Annotated in this window: 16 protein-coding genes; 11 read left to right on the forward strand and 5 right to left on the reverse strand. The window is 66.7% G+C overall.

The window, feature by feature from the left end; genetic code table 11:
• Nucleotides 1-37: 37 nt before the first annotated feature.
• On the forward strand, nt 38-1,372 hold the full coding sequence (locus ACCQ01_RS03225; RefSeq protein WP_228431436.1) for a PQQ-dependent sugar dehydrogenase: 1,335 nt from the start codon (nt 38-40) through the stop codon (nt 1,370-1,372).
• 62 nt (nt 1,373-1,434) lie between these two features.
• Here the strand turns inward: ACCQ01_RS03225 and ACCQ01_RS03230 are convergent, their stop codons facing one another.
• Nucleotides 1,435-1,695: a hypothetical protein gene (locus tag ACCQ01_RS03230; protein WP_075286194.1), complete on the reverse strand. Its 261-nt coding sequence runs from the start codon at nt 1,693-1,695 to the stop codon at nt 1,435-1,437.
• A 147-nt stretch (nt 1,696-1,842) separates the two neighbouring features.
• Here ACCQ01_RS03230 and ACCQ01_RS03235 point away from each other — a divergent pair, with 147 nt between their 5' ends.
• Genes ACCQ01_RS03235 through ACCQ01_RS03245 form a run of 3 tightly spaced genes read left to right on the forward strand, consistent with a single transcriptional unit; the run spans nt 1,843 to nt 4,294 of the window.
• On the forward strand, nt 1,843-2,910 hold the full coding sequence (locus ACCQ01_RS03235) for a class I SAM-dependent methyltransferase (protein ID WP_042594582.1): 1,068 nt from the start codon (nt 1,843-1,845) through the stop codon (nt 2,908-2,910).
• The gene (locus ACCQ01_RS03240; RefSeq protein ID WP_228431437.1) at nt 2,907-3,620 is read left to right on the forward strand and encodes a pseudouridine synthase; all 714 of its coding nucleotides are present in this window, start codon (nt 2,907-2,909) and stop codon (nt 3,618-3,620) included. Before ACCQ01_RS03235 ends, ACCQ01_RS03240 begins: the two co-directional genes overlap by 4 nt.
• Nucleotides 3,617-4,294, forward strand: coding sequence for an HAD family hydrolase (locus ACCQ01_RS03245; protein ID WP_042594584.1), 678 nt, complete (start codon nt 3,617-3,619; stop codon nt 4,292-4,294). Before ACCQ01_RS03240 ends, ACCQ01_RS03245 begins: the two co-directional genes overlap by 4 nt.
• 213 nt (nt 4,295-4,507) lie before the next feature.
• On the opposite strand, the gene ACCQ01_RS03250 is transcribed toward ACCQ01_RS03245, so the two are convergent.
• Entirely contained in the window at nt 4,508-5,314 is an 807-nt protein-coding gene (locus tag ACCQ01_RS03250; protein ID WP_116902749.1) for an SDR family oxidoreductase, read from the reverse strand.
• A 247-nt stretch (nt 5,315-5,561) separates the two neighbouring features.
• On the opposite strand from ACCQ01_RS03250, the gene ACCQ01_RS03255 reads away from it, so the two are divergent.
• Nucleotides 5,562-8,165, forward strand: coding sequence for a TonB-dependent receptor (locus ACCQ01_RS03255; protein WP_372358889.1), 2,604 nt, complete (start codon nt 5,562-5,564; stop codon nt 8,163-8,165).
• On the forward strand, nt 8,165-9,598 hold the full coding sequence (locus tag ACCQ01_RS03260; protein WP_228431439.1) for a CehA/McbA family metallohydrolase domain-containing protein: 1,434 nt from the start codon (nt 8,165-8,167) through the stop codon (nt 9,596-9,598). The genes ACCQ01_RS03255 and ACCQ01_RS03260 overlap by 1 nt, the downstream gene beginning before the upstream one ends.
• Before the next feature lie 126 nt (nt 9,599-9,724).
• On the opposite strand, the gene ACCQ01_RS03265 is transcribed toward ACCQ01_RS03260, so the two are convergent.
• Both ACCQ01_RS03265 and ACCQ01_RS03270 read right to left on the reverse strand, forming a co-directional pair.
• Nucleotides 9,725-10,285: a DUF1415 domain-containing protein gene (locus ACCQ01_RS03265; protein ID WP_014506499.1), complete on the reverse strand. Its 561-nt coding sequence runs from the start codon at nt 10,283-10,285 to the stop codon at nt 9,725-9,727.
• Nucleotides 10,286-10,454: 169 nt separating this feature from the next.
• Entirely contained in the window at nt 10,455-10,940 is a 486-nt protein-coding gene (locus ACCQ01_RS03270) for a YajQ family cyclic di-GMP-binding protein (RefSeq protein ID WP_228431440.1), read from the reverse strand.
• Nucleotides 10,941-11,198: 258 nt separating this feature from the next.
• Between ACCQ01_RS03270 and ACCQ01_RS03275 the strand changes: the two genes are divergently transcribed.
• From ACCQ01_RS03275 to ACCQ01_RS03295, 5 genes are all read left to right on the forward strand, one after another.
• Nucleotides 11,199-12,107, forward strand: a complete 909-nt coding sequence (locus tag ACCQ01_RS03275; protein ID WP_228431441.1) for a DMT family transporter — start codon at nt 11,199-11,201, stop codon at nt 12,105-12,107.
• A 139-nt stretch (nt 12,108-12,246) separates the two neighbouring features.
• On the forward strand, nt 12,247-13,254 hold the full coding sequence (locus ACCQ01_RS03280) for a methionine ABC transporter ATP-binding protein (RefSeq protein ID WP_070691693.1): 1,008 nt from the start codon (nt 12,247-12,249) through the stop codon (nt 13,252-13,254).
• On the forward strand, nt 13,251-13,949 hold the full coding sequence (locus ACCQ01_RS03285; RefSeq protein ID WP_228431442.1) for a methionine ABC transporter permease: 699 nt from the start codon (nt 13,251-13,253) through the stop codon (nt 13,947-13,949). The genes ACCQ01_RS03280 and ACCQ01_RS03285 overlap by 4 nt, the downstream gene beginning before the upstream one ends.
• A 200-nt stretch (nt 13,950-14,149) precedes the next feature.
• A complete protein-coding gene (locus tag ACCQ01_RS03290) occupies nt 14,150-14,950 on the forward strand; it encodes a MetQ/NlpA family ABC transporter substrate-binding protein (RefSeq protein ID WP_011038711.1) in 801 nt (266 codons plus the stop codon).
• 525 nt (nt 14,951-15,475) lie between these two features.
• Nucleotides 15,476-16,033, forward strand: a complete 558-nt coding sequence (locus tag ACCQ01_RS03295) for a CcdC protein domain-containing protein (RefSeq protein WP_228431443.1) — start codon at nt 15,476-15,478, stop codon at nt 16,031-16,033.
• Nucleotides 16,034-16,141: 108 nt separating this feature from the next.
• Here the strand turns inward: ACCQ01_RS03295 and ACCQ01_RS03300 are convergent, their stop codons facing one another.
• Nucleotides 16,142-16,819: an OmpW/AlkL family protein gene (locus tag ACCQ01_RS03300; protein ID WP_040941858.1), complete on the reverse strand. Its 678-nt coding sequence runs from the start codon at nt 16,817-16,819 to the stop codon at nt 16,142-16,144.
• Between the last annotated feature and the right edge of the window lie 27 nt (nt 16,820-16,846).

A 16,846-nucleotide genomic window follows, 5' to 3' on the forward strand; every position in this document is an offset into this window, starting at 1 on the left:
TGCCCGACTGTCGCAACTGTTCAGGATTCCCCCCGCAATGAATGCTCCCGTCTTGAAGCTCGCCCGTTGGCCGCTGCCGCTGCTGACCGTCGCCGTGCTCGCCGCCTGCGGCGATACCGCCACGCTTGAGATCGCACAGGGCACCGGGCCGAATCCGCAATTGCCCGAACCGGTGAAACGGCTGATCCCCACCGTCAAGGTAGCGCCGGTCAAACGCTGGGCCGCCAACGCCAAACCGATTGCCGCCGATGATTTGCAGGTCAATGCATTCGCGCGTGATTTGGATCACCCGCGCTGGGTGTATGTGCTGCCCAATGGCGACGTGCTGGTGGCCGAAACCGCCGAACCGCCTAAGCCCGACGATGCCGGCGGCGGTGGCCTGCGCAAGAAGGTGCAGGGCGCGATGATGAAGAAAGCCGGCGCGGTGGTGCCCAGCGCCAACCGCATCACCTTGCTGCGCGATGCCGATGGCGACGGTGTGGCAGAAGTGCGCACGCAGTTCATCAGCGGCCTGTTTTCGCCGTTCGGCATGGCGCTGGTGGGCGATCGTTTCTACGTGGCCAATGCCGATGCGCTGGTGAGTTTTCCGTATGCGCCCGGCGATACCCACATCACCGCCAAGCCGACCTTCGTGGCCAATTTGCCGGGCGGCCTCAACCATCACTGGACCAAGTCGCTGCTGGCCAGCGCCGATGGCAGCAAGCTGTATGTGGGCGTGGGTTCCAACAGCAACGTGGCAGAGAACGGCGTGGAGGCCGAGCTCAATCGCGCCGCCATCCTGGAGATCGACCCGGCCACCGGCAGCAGCCGCGTGTTCGCCAGCGGCCTGCGTAACCCGGTCGGCACCGCCTGGGAGCCGCAGAGCCAATCCTTATGGGTGGTGGTCAACGAGCGCGATGAAATCGGCAGCGATCTGGTGCCCGATTACCTCACCTCGGTGCGCGACGGCGGTTTCTACGGCTGGCCGTACAGCTACTACGGGCAGCACGTGGACGAACGCGTGGAGCCGCAAAATGCCGAGCTGGTGGCCAAGGCGATCAAGCCGGATTACGCGCTGGGCCCGCACACCGCCTCGCTGGGGCTGAGTTTCGCCAGCGGCAGCCTGTTGCCACAGCGTTTCCGCCAGGGTGCCTTCATCGGCCAGCACGGCTCGTGGAATCGCGACCCGCCCAGTGGCTACAAGGTCATCTTCGTGCCGTTTGCCAATGGCAAACCCGCCGGCAACCCGATCACGGTGCTGGATGGCTTTCTGGATGCCGAAGGCAATGCCCAGGGCCGGCCGGTCGGTGTGACGCCGGACAACAGCGGCGCCCTGCTGGTGGCGGATGATGTGGGCAACGTGATCTGGCGGGTGACACCGAAAACGCGCTGATGCTGGCGCGGCACAAAAAAACCGGGCAGTGCCCGGTTTTTTGATGCGCGTGCGGTGGGCCGCTAGCGCGGTGCTTCCGGAGAGGCATTGAAGCGGCGGGCATAGTCGCGTTCTTCGCTGATCCGGGCGACTTCCTCATCGGCCATTTCCGGCGCGCCATACACGGCGTAGGCCACGCTGCCGTCGTCGCGTTCACCGACCTGATGCAGCCGGTAGCGGGGCCGCCCGGCGCCGGTGTTTTCCGGGTAATGCATCGGTGGCGGGGTGTCGTCCAGGTCCATCTCGCTGTTGTCTACAACTCCACCTACGAACAGGGCTCGCATTGCGTATCTCCGGTGTGGGCGTAATTGCAGCCTAGGTCGGTGGATGTTGCGTGCGCATCAATGCCCCGTATAGGCGCCGCAACGAGCGCGGCAGGCAGCCGGCACCGGTCCCTTACAATGGGCGCCTGTTCCTGACCCGATGATCCGATGGCTGGCCCGCACGATGCTCCGCTTCAAGCCCTGTTCCTGCCGTTCGCGCAAGGGGTGCTGTCCTGGCCACAAGGCCCGGTGCTGTTCCTGCGTGCGCGCGATGGCTGGCCGCTGCGCGAGCATGCCGTGGCCGAGGCGTTGACCTGCGAACAAAGCTTCCGCCCGTTCGCCGAGGCGCTAGAGCGCAGCGGCTGGCAGGTGCGCGAGGAAACCGAGATCGAGGCCGACACCACCCGCTACGCGATGGTGCTGGTGCTGCCGCCCCGCCAGCGCGAAGAGGCCCGCGCCCTGTTCGCGCGCGCGGTGGCGCTGACCGCCCCCGGCGGCTGCGTGGTGGCCTGCCAATCCAACAACGAGGGTGCGCGCTCGGGCGAGGCCGATCTGCGCCAGCTCACCGGCCTGGCCGGCAGCCTCACCAAGCATCACTGCCGCACGTACTGGAGCGGCCCGCTGCCCGGCAGCACCGATGCGGCCTTACAGGCGCGCTGGGCAGCACTGGATGCGCCGCGCAAGATCCTGGACGGGCGCTTCGTCAGCCGCCCCGGCGTGTTCGCCTGGGACCGCATCGACCCGGCGTCGGCGTTGCTGGTCGAGCATCTGCCAACCACCCTGGCCGGCCATGGCGCCGATCTGGGCGCCGGCTTCGGCTATCTCTCCGCCGAAGTGCTGGCGCGGTGCCCCAAGGTCACCGCACTGGATGTCTACGAAGCCGAAGCGCGTGCGCTGAACCTGGCGCGGCGCAACCTGCAAGGCAGCGCGCATCCGGCGCAGCTGCAGTACCACTGGCGCGATGTCACCGCCGGGCTGGCCGCGCAATACGACTTCATTGTCAGCAACCCACCGTTCCACACGCCTTCGCGCGCCGACCGGCCGGACATCGGGCAACGCTTCATCGCGGTGGCCGCGCAGGCGTTGCGCCCGGGCGGGCAATTGCTGCTGGTGGCCAACCGGCATCTGCCCTATGAGCAGGTGCTCAACGACAGCTTCGGCCAGGTCCGCGTGGCGGCCGAGCGCGATGGCTTCAAGCTGATCGCCGCCGTGCGCGGGCGTGGAGCGCGCGCATGAAGCTGGTCAAGCACATTGCCAATCTCGGCTATGGCAGCCGCAAGCAGGTGACGCAGCTGTTCCGGCAGGGCGCCATCACCGATGCGGCCGGCGAGGTGTTGTACGCCGACGATCAGGTGGACCACGCTGCGATCCGCATCGATGGCGAGCCACTGGATCCGCCGCCCGGCTTCAGCGTGCTGCTGCACAAACCCAGCGGCTACACCTGCTCCACCAAAGACACCGGCCGGCTCATCTATGAGCTGCTGCCACCGCGTTTTCGCCTGCGTGCGCCGGTGCTGGCGCCGGTGGGGCGGCTGGACCGCGAGACCAGCGGCATGTTGCTGATGACCGACGACGGCGCGCTGCTGCACCGGATCATTTCGCCCAAATCTGCGTTGGACAAGGTCTACGACGTTACCTTGGCCGAGGACCTGCGCGGCGATGAGGCGGCCTTGTTCGCCAGCGGGACGCTGCTGCTGGAAGGCGAAACCAAGCCGCTGCTGCCGGCCGAGCTGGAGGTGCTGGGCGCACGTCAGGCCCGGCTGACCCTGCATGAAGGCCGCTACCACCAGGTACGCCGCATGTTCGCCGCCGCCGGCAACCACGTGGTGGCGTTGCACCGCAGCCGCATCGGCGGGCTGTCGCTGGACGGACTGGACGCAGGGCAATGGCGCACGGTGGGGCCGGAGGATCTGGACGTGTTGTTCGGGCGCGGAGACCCCGCATGAGCGCCGCCACGCCGCTGCCGTTCTGGCCGCAGGCGGTGATCTTCGACATGGATGGCCTGATGCTCGATAGCGAGCGCGCCATTACCGCCTGCCTGGCACAGGCCGCCGACGAGCATGGGCTGCAGATCGAGCCCGCATTCTGGTTGCGCATGGTCGGCACCGGTGATGCCGCGTGCCGACGCCTGCTTGGCGAGCGCATCGGCACCGCGGCCATGGAACACGTGCTGGCGCGCTGCCAAGGCTTGTACGACGCCGCGGTCAGCGCGGGCATTGCGCATCGGCCCGGCATCATCGCGTTGCTGGAGTTCCTCAACGCGCACGGCATGCCGCGTGCGGTGGCCACCTCCACCCAGCGCCCGCTCGCGTTGCGCAAGCTGGCTGCCTCCGATCTGTTGTGGCGTTTCGATGCGGTGTGCACCGCCAGCGATGTCGCGCACCCCAAGCCGGCGCCGGATATCTACTTGCTGGCCGCGCGCACGCTGGGCGTGGACCCTGCGCAGTGCCTGGTGTTGGAAGATTCACCCACCGGCGTGCGTGCTGCACTCGCGGCGGGCATGACCCCGATCCAAGTGCCGGACCTGCTCGCACCTGATGCGGAGGTGCGTGCGCTCGGCCATCGCATCGTTGCCTCGTTGATGGATGCGCAAACCTTGCTGGAAGCGCGGCTGGCCTGAGATGGTGTGGTTGGTGCGGTGGTGGTAATCGCGCCACGGCTCCAACGTTCGTCATCGCTGCGCAGTTGCGCGTGCGATGTTTGCTCTAGTGCAGGTGGTGATGTGTCGCAGCGATTGGCTGATTGGCAATGCCTAGTCACCGCGACGTGCGCTGCAGCGGATACGCAACCAACCTGTGTCTAGATAAAACGCACCGCCTCAGACGGTGCCGCCTCAGACGTACTGCATCTTGCGCGACATGCCGCCGTCGACAATGAAGTCCTGCCCGGTCACAAAGCCCGATAGCTGCGGCGCCAGCAGATATACCGCCAATTGCGCGATGTCCTCCGGCGTGCCGACGCGGCCAACCGGATGCTGGGCATGATCGCGCCGCGAGAGCTTGGGTGCGCGTCGGCGCGCCGGTGCACGCCAGGCATCGGTACTGATCCAGCCAGGGCTGATGCTGTTGACGCGCACCTGCGGGCCTTCGCTCAGCGCCAGCGCATGCGTCATCGCCACCAGGCCACCTTTGGCGGCGGCATACGCTTCGCTATGGGGTTCGGATTGCCAGGCGCGCGTGGAGGCGATGTTGACGATGGCGCCGCCATCGGCGGCCTTTGCGAGCGCGGGCAGGGCATGCTTGCTGCACAGGAACGCGCCATGCAGGCTCGAGAGCCGGCGCTGCCATTCCTGCCATTCCAGTTGTGCCAGCGCGGCGATATGCGGGTCCGGAACGCCGGCGTTATTGACCAGGCCGTCGAGCCGCCCGAAACGTTTGAGCGCGGTGGCGACCAGGCGCGCGGCATGTGGTTCGCGCGCGGCGTCGGCACGCACGAAGGCGCTGCGGCGCGGCAGTGCCCAGTCCTGCAGGCAGGCCTTGCCCGCGTCGGCATCCAGATCGCCAATCACCACGCTGCCGCCGGCACCGAGCACGGCCTGCGCAATGCCGCGGCCAATCCCTTGCGCACCACCGGTGATGATCACCACGCGGTCCTGCAACGGTGCGGGATTCCAGGCGGAAATAGCGGGAACCAGAGCCATGGCGTGCGATTGCGTCAGCGAACGGGAATTCCACTGTAACCGTTGCGATGTCAGCGCCACAGCAAGATGCGGTGCGCTTGTGGCCGCTTTGCACACCTCGCGCATGTCATCAGCATTTCATACGAATTTCTTTTCATGGCGCGCGCCGACATGGCCGCCAGGGAGCGGCCCGGCTCCTCCCCCATCGGAAAACCTCATGACCTTTGCTCCCGTGCATCCTGCGCGTCGTCCTCGCCATGCCGTGCTGATGCTCGCCGTCACTGCCGCGCTCACCTCCGTCACCGTGCAGGCACAACAGGCCGGCGCTGCGTCCACGCAGACCACCGAGCTGGATCGCGTGCAGGTGCTGGGCAGCTACGCGTCCAGCCTGGAGCGCGCGCTCAACGACAAACGCTATGCGCCCAGCGTGATCGATTCGATCGAAGCCGAAGACATCGGCAAGTTGCCTGCGCAGAACGTGGCCGAAGCACTGCAACGCCTGCCGGGTGTGACGATCGAACGTGATCGCGGCGAAGGCGTATACGTGCGCGTGCGCGGCCTGGGGCCGAATTTTCAGGTCACCACGCTCAATGGGCAGACCATGGCGGTGAACGAGAACGTGCGCAATTCCGGGCAGACCGGCCGCCAGTTCCGCTTCGACACCTTGCCGGCTGAACTGGTCTCGGGCCTGGAAGTGATCAAGAGCCCGACCGCCGCACTGGATGAAGGCGCCATCGGCGGCGTGGTCAACGTCAAGACCTTTCGCCCGCTGCAATTGGGCAATGCAGAAACACATCTGTCAGCCGAACTCAGCCACCCGCAGCTGGCCGATGAGAACGACCCGCGCGTGTCCGGCCTGTACAACTGGGTCAATGCCGACAAGACCCTGGGCGTGCTGTTCGCCGCCGCCTACGCCGAGCGCAGCCTGCGCCAGGACCGCGTCAACGAGACCTACTGGGAGCACTACGCCGATGGCATCGACGGCAACGGTGATGGCGTTGCCGATACCGGTGCCATCTACGCGCCCTCGGCCATCCGCCCGACACTGGAACTGGAGCAGCGCAAGCGGATCGGCGTGGCCAGCTCGATCCAGTTCGCGCCCAGCGAGGCACTGGAATTCAACCTTGACCTGTTCTACGCGCGCCAGCAGGTGGACTACGACGAGTTCGCGATCGGCACCGGCTGGGAGCCGCGCAACATGCGCAATCTCAGCATCGCCGGCAATGCGGTCACCGCGTTCGATTACCAGAACGGCCAGGTGCAGCTCTCGCGCGAAACCTCCGGCATGACCGACGAAAACCGCAGCGTGCGTTTCAGCGGTGCCTGGCAGGGCGATGCATGGAAGCTGCAGGGCACCGGCTTCGTGTCGCGTGCGCACAGCTGGAACGATGCACCGATTCGCCGCACCCGTCTGCGCACCGGCACCACCGTCGATCAGCGCGTGGTGTTCCCCACTGCCTCCGGCAACAATCTGCCGCAGTGGTCCTTCACCGATGGCTATGACCCGACCGATCCGGCGCAGACGCCGGGCCGCCGGCTGGAGTGGCGCATCATCGACGCGGTGGACCACGAGCGCGCGCTGCAGTTCGATGCCGACCGCATGCTGGAAGGCGGCGTGTTCAGTGCGCTCAAGCTGGGCGCCAAATACCGCACCCGCGAGCGCCGCTATGACCGCACCGACCTGGTCAACAACAGCATCGCCGGCCGGCGCTTTGATGCCAGCTATTTCTACCCCTCATTGCCGGTGAGCGACATGCTGGACGGTGGTAACGGGCAATTGCCGCGGCAGTGGCTGGCACCGCGCGAAGCACCGTTCTGGGGTGACTGGCCGACTGCGACGGATCTGGCCAACAGCCCCACCAGCGAAGACCTGCAAAATTCCTACCGCGTGCTCGAAGACATCAGCTCGGCGTATGCGATGCTGGAATTCTCCACGCCACTGGGCGGGCGCGATGTGCGCGGCAATGTCGGTGTCCGCGGTGTGCATACCCAACAACGCACCGAAGGCCATGCCAATCTCGACGGCGCCGCACAACCGGTGGTGTTCGAGCGCAGCTACAACGATGTGCTGCCGTCCTTGAACGTGGCCTACGACCTGCGCCCGACCATGGTGCTGCGCGGTGCTGCGGCCAAGGTGATCACCCGCCCGGATCTCACCGATCTCTCTTCCAAACTCACCTTCAACTCCAGCGGCGAGGTGCTCACCGCCAGCGGCGGCAACCCGAACCTGGAGCCGTTCGAGGCACTGCAGTACGACCTCACCTTCGAGTGGTACACCTCGCCGTCGTCGGCGCTGGTGGCCGGCGTGTTCTACAAGGACATCAGCCGGTTCGTGCAGACCCAATTCTCCAACCTGGACTATCAGGGACGCCGCTATCTGCTCTCGTCCAAGGTCAACGGTGGCAAAGCCAAGGTGCAGGGCGTGGAGCTGGCCTGGCAGCAGGTCTTCACTGGCTTGCCGGCGCCGTTCGATGGCCTGGGCATGCAGGCCAACTACACCTGGACCGACAGCGAAGCCAACTACGTGGACGGAGACACCACCTTCCAGGATGCGTTGGAAGGTGTGGCCAAGAACAGCTACAACCTGGTCGGTTTCTACGAGAAGGGGCCGCTGTCGGTGCGGCTGAGTTACAGCTGGCGCGACGACATCGTCAACTCGGTGGGCACCGCCGATATCGCCACCAACAACACCCGCGCCTACGGCACGCTGGACGGCAATATTTCCTGGCAGATCACCCCGGCGCTGGCCGTGTTCGCCAATGCGATCAACCTGACCGGTGAGGTGCAGCACATGTATGTCGGCGACCACCTGTTCTCCGGCTATACCGACTACGGGCGCACCTACTCGCTCGGCCTGCGGGCGAACTTCTGATGCGCACGCTGCAGACCCTCGCGGCGGCCGTGTGCCTGTTGCTGAGCAGCGCGGCGCCGGCGGCGCAGGTGGAGGTTGATACCGCGCCGCCGGCTGCCACAGACCAGGACGCCGCGCCACGCCAGTGGCTGGCCGGCGACCATCATGTGCATAGCGAATGGAGCGTGACCTGGGACCGGTCCACGACGCCGCCCACGCCGATCCGCGGCGGTGATTCGCCGTACACGCGCAGCCGCAATGCGCAGCAGGCCGCCGCCAACGGGCTTGCGTGGATGGTGCATACCGATCATGGCGGCCCGGGCCATTCGCGGGTGACCCGCACCCAGGCCTGGCCAGCGCTGCAGCAGGCCAGGCGCGCGGTGCCGGCGCTGATCCAGTTCCATGGGATGGAATTCGATGTGCCGGCGGCCGAGCATGCGTCGCTGATCATCGCACCGGGTGCCGACGAGCAAGCGCAGCTGGAGCGGCTGGAGCGCGACTACAACCGCGCCGAACTGCTGGACGGCAGCCTCCGCGATACCGAGCCGGCGATGCTGGCGGCGCTGCACGCCATGCAGGCGATGCAGCCGCAACCGCTGCTGGTCGTCAACCATCCTTCGCGCACAGCGACAGCGCCCGGGGTCTGGGGCAAGGTCACTCCGGCGGAGTTGCGTGCATGGCAGGACGCCGCGCCGCAAGTGGTGATCGGCATGGAAGGCGCACCTGGGCACCAGGCCGACACCGCGCATCGTGGGCTGTATCGCAATGCCGGCGCGCCGACGTTGGGGGGCTTCGACCAGATGACCGCACAGGTGGGCGGTGTGTGGGACAGCCTGCTGGCCGAAGGCCGTCATTTCTGGATCACCGCCACCTCCGATTCGCACCGCAACTGGCGTGATGGCGGCGCGGAATTCGACCCGGGCGAATACAGCAAGACCTATGTGTGGGCGCATCGCGATGCGGCCGACATTCTGCGCGCGTTGCGGGCCGGGCAGAGTTTTGCGGTGACCGGCGATCTGATCGATGCACTGGAGTTGCATGTGGAGTCGGTTGCGGCCGATGGCGGTGTCCGCGCGCACGCCGGGATGGGCGGCACGCTGCAGGCTGTAGCAGGTGCGACGCTGCAAGTGCGCGTGCGCATGCACGAACCGCAGCAGCCCAACCGCCACGGCCAGCGCCCGCAGGTGGCGCAGCTGGAGGTCATCACCGGTGGCGCGCAGCGTGGCGGCGGTGTGCGCACGCAGGTGCATCGCATTGCGCGTGCGGCGTTGCTGTCGCAGGACGGCTGGCTGAGCGCGCAGGTGGACGTGCCGGAGTTGGCCGGTGGTGGCTTCGTGCGCGTGCGCGGCAGCAACACGGACGAACCCACCCCGGAGCCGGATGGCGCCGGCGAAGATCCCTGGCAGGATCTGTGGTTCTACTCCAATCCGGTGTTCGTCACGCCTGCGCGGTGAGCTGCGGCGCGTGGCGATCTGGCCCTGCGAACGCGCAGCTGTAACCCGGCCTGATCGGCGCATGTCAGCGCGCGGATGTGAGGCCCACGCCGCCCGCATGCAGGCGACATGGCAATGCGCGGTGCCTCAGTGCGCGGTGCCGTGCAACACCCGCTCCCAGCCATCGCGGCCAAGGCGTTCGAGCGTTTCGATATTGCGCTCCACGATCACATCCGGGTCCGGGAAGGCGGCCACCGCGCGTTCCACGCTGTCTTCGCGCAACAGGTGCAGGGTGGGGAAGGGCGAGCGGTTGGTGAAGTTGGCCACGTCATCGGCTGCGGCGCCGGCAAACTGATAGTCCGGATGAAAACTGGCTACCTGCAGCACGCCCTGCAGATCCAGCGCCTCCACTGCCGCGTCGGCGTTGTCGAGGAAGTCGTTGTAGTCCAGGAAATCGGTGAGCACGTCCGGGTGCACGATCAGCGTGGTGTCGATCTGCTCGGCCGGCGTGTCGCGCAGCAGCACCAGTTCCTCGGCCAGCTGTTCCAGCAGCGCTTCGGGCGTGCTCGCATCGCTGAGCACCAGCCGCACCTGTTCCTTGACGTAGACCGCCTTGGCGAACGGGCACAGGTTCAGGCCGATCACCGCGCGCTCGATCCACTGGCGGGTGGCGATCAGGGGATCGGTGGGGTCGGGTGTGGAGGTCATCGTGGCGGCAGCAGCGTGATGGCGCGCCAGTGTATGCGATCGGGCTTTGGGCACGCGCTGCGCGCGCGGGTGACGGTTCGCTCTGCTGCTGCCAGCGGAGCGGGCGACGGCCATGGCGCGCCAGCCGCCCACTCACCATCGATGCATCAGTCAGGCACTCAACGCCGCATCAATCGCGGAAGTTGTCGAACTGCAGCGGCAGCTCGAAGTCGGCCTTCTTCAACACTGTGATCGCGTCCTGCAGGTCGTCGCGCTTCTTGCCGGTGACGCGCAGCTTGTCGCCGTTGATCTGCGCTTCGACCTTGAGCTTGGCTTCCTTCAACTTGGCCACCAGCTGTTTGGCCTGCTTCTGCTCGATGCCCTGCTTGACGGTGACCTTCTGCCGCGCACCGGCCAGGTTGGTCTCCACATCGCCAAATTCCAGGCAGCGCACATCGATGCCACGGGCCAGCAGGCGCGCGCGCAGGATGTCGGTCATCTGCTTGACCTGGAAATCGCTGGGTGCGGACTGGTTGATCACCTTGCCGTCTTCGAGCTCGAACTTGGCTTCCACGCCCTTGAAGTCGAAGCGGGTGTCCAGCTCGCGGTTGGCCTGATCCACCGCATTGGTCAGTTCGTGCTTGTCGACTTCGGAAATCACGTCGAAGGACGGCATGGCAATTCCTCTTCAAAAGATCGGCAGCCAGTTTAAGACCCACCCGCATGCGATGACAGGGGCAGCGTTGGCGCCTGCGCCGGTTGCGGCTGGCAGGGATGGGCGTGTGCGCGAATGCCAAGCACGCACATCGACGATGCAGCCCGCGCGCAGCTGCACGCGATTACGCCCGCCCAGACCTGCGCGACGCCGGGCAGCGCAGGCGCTGCATGCACCGCAGCGGTCGCGAACCACCGTCTGCCCCGGCGATAATGCCGCATGTCTTTGACCGCGCCCGCCCCCCGTTCCCCGTTGCCTGCCATCGCCTGGATGGTGGCGGCAGTGGCGTGTTTTTCGCTGATGGATGCCGGCATGAAGCTGTTGTCGGCCAGCTACCCGCCCTTGCAGGTGACCTTGTTGCGTGGCGCGGCGTCGTTGCCGTTCGTGCTGGTGTGGGTGTTCGCCACCGCCGGGCCGCGCGCCATCATCCCGGTGCGCTGGGGCCTGCATCTGCTGCGCGGGGTGCTGGGCATGGTGATGATCGGCTGCTTCGTCTACGGGCTGAAGCGCATGCCGCTGTCCACCGCCTACACGCTGTATTTCGTCGCGCCGTTGCTGGTGGCCGCGCTATCGGTGCCGCTGCTGGGCGAACACGTCGGGCCGCGGCGCTGGACGGCCATTGCCATCGGCCTGGTCGGCGTGATCGTGGTGCTGCGGCCGGGCGTGAACGGGCTGATCTCCTTGCCCGGCCTGATGGTGCTGCTGGCGGCCACCGCCTATGCCATCGCCGCGATCACCGTGAGCCTGTTGACCCGCACCGACACTCCGCAGGCGATGGTGGTGTGGTTCCTGCTGTTCATGGCGATCGGCGCCGGCCTGCTGGCCATCCCGGACTGGGCGCCGTTGCGCGCCGAGCACGCCTGGCTCATTGCCGGCATGGGCCTGGCCGGGGCGTTGGGGCAGGTGGCGCTGACCCAGGCCTTCATGCGGGGCGAGGCCTCGATGATCGCCCCGCTCGAATACACCGGGCTGGTCTGGGTGATCGGCTGGGACTGGCTGCTGTGGCAGACCCTGCCCGACGCGTGGACCTGGACCGGCGCCGGCATCATCGTCGCCAGCGGCCTGTATTTGTTGCGCCGGGAGCGGATCCGGCAGGCCGACAGGCCGCCGCCGCTGGATAGGCCGTGATTAGGGATTCGGGATTCGGCATTCGGGATTGGCAACAGCAGGAATGTCGTTGTCCTTGCGATTCCCCAATCCCGAATCCCGACTCCCGGTTGTGAACATTGACTGGTAGGCTTCACGACCCCCCAATCGGTCCCGCGCGGTGATCCAGTTCCAGCGCCTGCACAAGTCCTACACCGTCGACGGTCGCCAGATCGTGGCGCTGCATCCGCTCGACCTGCGGATCGGCCCCGGTGAGGTGTTCGGCATCATCGGCCATTCCGGCGCCGGCAAGTCCACGCTGATCCGGCTGATCAACCGGCTGGAAGAGCCCACCGGCGGCCGCCTGTTGATTGGCGACGAAGACGTCACCGCGCTGGACAGCACCGGCCTGCGCGCGCTGCGGCGCCGGGTCGGGATGATCTTCCAGCACTTCAACCTGCTGTCTTCGCGCACAGTAGCCGGCAACGTGGCGTTCCCGCTGGAGCTGGCCGGCACGCCGCGCGCAGAGATCGATGCGCGCGTGGCCGAACTGCTGGCGCGGGTGGGCCTGGAGCAGCACGCCACCAAATACCCGGCGCAGCTGTCCGGCGGGCAGAAGCAGCGCGTGGGTATTGCGCGGGCGCTGGCCACCCGCCCGCAGATCCTGTTGTGCGACGAAGCCACCAGCGCACTGGACCCGCAGACCACGTCCTCGGTGCTGCAGCTGCTGGCGCAGATCAACCGCGAGCTGGGCCTGACCATCGTGCTGATCACCCACGAGATGGAGGTGATCCGCCGCGTCTGCGACCGGGTTGCGGTGCTGGACGCCGGCAAGCTGGTCGAAACCGGCCCGGTGACGGAGGTGTTCCTGCATCCGCAGCACCCCACCACCCGGCGCTTCGTGTCCGAAGCCGAGCATGTGGACGAAGCCGAGCTGCACCGCGATTTCGAAGCGGTGGGCGGGCGCATCGTGCGGCTGACCTTCCTGGGCAACGGCACCTACGAGCCGGTCCTGGGCCGCATCGCCCGCGAAACCGGTGTGGATTACAACATCCTGTCCGGGCGCGTGGACCGCATCAAGGACACGCCCTACGGGCAGCTCACCGTTGCCCTGACCGGTGGCGACCAGAACGCGGCACGTGCCGGGTTCGTGGCCGCCGGTGTGCATGTCGAGGACCTGCGCGTATGAACCCGCTGCCCATCGCCGCCGCGCCCGGCTTCTTCCGTAATCTCGATGCCGCCAAGTGGGGCGACATCGGCCAGGCCACGCTGGACACCTTGCTGATGCTGGCCGGCGCCCTGCCGTTGACCTTGCTGATCGGGCTGCCGCTGGGCGTGGCGTTGTTCCTGTGCGGGGCGCCGCAGCTGCGCCGCCGGCCGGTGCTGTACGGCGCGCTGGCCGCAGTGATCAACCTGCTGCGCTCGGTGCCCTTCATCATCCTGATGATCGCGATGATCCCGCTCACGCTGATGCTGATGGGCACCTCGCTGGGCGTGCGCGGCGCGATCCTGCCGTTGGTCGTCGGCGCGGCGCCGTTCTATGCGCGCCTGGTGGAAACCGCCCTGCGCGAAGTGGACCGCGGCATCATCGAGGCCAGCCAAGCAATGGGCGCGACCACCCGGCAACTGGTCTGGCGTGTGCTGCTGCCTGAAGCGCGGCCCGGCCTGATCGCTGGCGCCACCGTCACCACCATCGCGCTGATCGGCTTCACCGCCATGGGCGGTGCAATCGGCTCCGGCGGCCTGGGTGATGTGGCCTACCGCGAAGGCTATCTGCGCTCGCATTCGGATGTCGCGCTGATCACCGTCATCGCGCTGCTGGTGCTGGTGCAGTTGCTGCAGATGCTCGGCGACCGCTTGGTTGCGCGTTACAGCCGCCGTTGAAGCACGTGGCCTGCGGGCGGCGGCCGATGCCCTCGGGGCCATCGCTGGCCTGCACGGGGCAGCGTGCGCCACCGCAGCCAGTGGGCGCGTGCGCTGCCGCAGTCCGGCAGGCCCGCGCCTGCATCGCCCCGGCGCGGGCGGTCTGCTAGGTTTGTCGTCTGCGGCGGCGCCGCGGTCCTCCTCCTCCCACGGATCCCTACATGAGCACATTTGCGTTTCGTTCCCTTCTGGCTGCCGCCACCCTGGCGCTGGCGTCCTGCGGCGGCGGTGGCAGCAGCGGCGGTGACACCCTCACCGTGGCCGCCACCGCGGTCCCGCATGCCGAAATCCTGGAAGTGGTCGAACCGCTGCTGGCCAAGGACGGCGTGAAGCTGGACGTGCGCGTGTTCAACGACTACGTGCAGCCCAACGACCAGGTCGTGCAGAAGCAGATCGACGTCAACTACTTCCAGACCGAGCCCTACCTGGACGCCTACAACCGCGACCGCAAGAGCCAGCTGGTGACCGTGGTGGGCGTGCATATCGAACCGTTCGGTGCGTACTCGCGGCGCTTCAAGTCGCTGGCCGACCTGCCCAGCGGCGCGGACGTGGTCATTCCCAACGACCCGAGCAACAACAGCCGCGCGCTGATCCTGCTCGACAAGGCCGGAGTGATCAAACTCAAGGATCCGAGCAATGCGTTGTCGTCGCAGCGCGACATCGTGGACAACCCCAAGCAGCTGAAATTCCGCGAGCTCGATTCGGCGATGCTGCCGCGCGTGCTGGACCAGGTGGATCTGGCCCTGATCAACACCAATTACGCGCTCGATGCCGGGCTCAATCCCACCCGCGATGCTCTGGCGATCGAAAGCAAGGACTCGCCGTACGTGAACTTCCTGGTCGCCCGTGCCGACAATAAGGACGATCCGCGCGTGCAGAAGCTCGCCAAGGCACTGACGAGCCCGGAAGTGAAGGCCTTCATCGAGCAAAAGTACAAGGGCGCGGTGCTGCCGGCGTTCTGAAGTCAGGTGATGCGCGCGCCTTAGCCGCACGCGCGGGCAGGGCGCGCGATGGCGATTGCCAGCGTCGCGTCCGCAGCCTTGCGCTGCAGTGCCGCGGATAACAGCCATCGCCTGCCAACCGGTTGCTGAGCGCCAAACGCAGCACGTTCGTTGCTTGAACGTGTGCGCACCAACCATTGCGACTGGCCTTTGTCCGCCCACCGTCGCGGGACCTTTGGCGGCATGGGTCCCGCCAAGGAGACTGCAGCGACGTACATGCGGCGTTCGCTGCGATGGTGGGCGGGCGGGGCCCTGCAACCGTGTCATTGTCCAATGCGCTGCAAAAAACCACTGCCAGAACTTTCTGCAATGGATGCATCGATCGGCACGCTGATCGGCGCAGCCCGCAGCGGCTGCGGCATCTGTGACTGACCTGCCGCACGCGTATGTCGACACGCACCACACTCCGCATCGGTTTCCATTGCACCTGCCGGCTCACAAATCAGCCGACGCTCTTCCTCACACTGCGCTACCGATACTCTCCTGATGCCCCTCCTGCTTGCCATTCCATTAGCCGTGATCATCGCCCTGGCGGTGTTCGCGGTGCTGTTCCCGCTGTCGTTGCTGCAGCGCTTCCGCGTCGGCACCGCCCGCCGGCAGGCACGCGGCTGGCTGTTACTGATCAACCTGGTCTCGGCGGCGGTCTCAAGCGTGCTGTTCGTGGTGTTCATGCTGATTGCCGCGGCGTTCTGGCCGGGGGCGATCAGCCATGCCGCGTTTGGCTGGGCCTGCGGGCTGGTGTTGGGAGTGGTGGCGCTGCGCCTGACTCGCTTCGAACGCACCACGCAGGGCCTGTTCTACCGGCCCAACCTGTGGCTGGTGCTCGCGCTGACCGGCTTGGTCCTGGTGCGAATCGTTGCCGGCCTGGTGCAGGGCTGGCGCAGTACCTGGCACGGCGTGCCGTGGCCGGTGGAAGGCTGGCTCAGCCACGCCAGCCTGCTTGGCGCGGCCGGTGTGTTGCTGGGTTACGCGTTGGCGTATGCCACGTTGCTGTGGTGGCGCTGGCGCAGCGCACGCCTGCGTGGCAGCGTCTATTGGCGCTGAATCGCATGGCGCGATCGCAGCATCCGTGAACGCAAAAAAAAACGGGCCCGAAGGCCCGTTTTTTCATACACCCGCATGTTGCTTGCGCGTGTTGCCTGGGCGTTGCGCTTAGAAACGCGCGCCGACGCCGAAGCCGACGGTCCACGGATCCAGTTCCAGCTCGCTGCCGGTACCGGCACCACCCACACGCAGTTCCGGACGCGAACGCATGTAACGGGCATCAGCGCGTGCGAACCAGGTGGAGTTGATGTTCATGTCCACGCCCACGGTGCCGATCACGCCCTTGGCGGTATCCAGGCCCACGTGCTGACCGGTGGTGGAGGCTGCGTCGATCTTCTCGTTGCTGAAGTTCGACTCGTAGTAGCCCACGCCCACGAACGGACGGAACACGTTATCGGCCTGGCCGAAGTGGTACTGGCCGCTGATGGCGATCGGCTGCTGCTCGACAGTGCCCACCTTGCCCACGCCATCGGCGTTGACGCGGTGGTTGAACTTGTCGGCTGCGCCCCACAGTTCAACGGCCCAGTTGTCATTGATGTAGTAGCTGGCGCTCAGGGTCGGCGCCGGGCCACCGTCGACGTCCAGGCCAGGAGCCGGGTCGTTCTTCGGCTTGATCAGCGCAACGCCGCCGACTACGGCCCAATGCTTGCCGGATGCGGTGTCGCTGCTGCTGGACATGGCGGTCGAAGAGGTGTCACCGGTGTAGGTGGCCTCCTGCGCGAACGCGGACGGTGCAATCGCAAGTGCGGATACAGCAGCCAGGCTCAGGATGGAAATGGAACGCATGAGGGTCTCCTCGTCTTATTGTTAGGC

Source organism: Xanthomonas sp. NCPPB 4037, assembly GCF_041475695.2.
In the GTDB taxonomy this organism is placed as follows: domain Bacteria; phylum Pseudomonadota; class Gammaproteobacteria; order Xanthomonadales; family Xanthomonadaceae; genus Xanthomonas; species Xanthomonas campestris.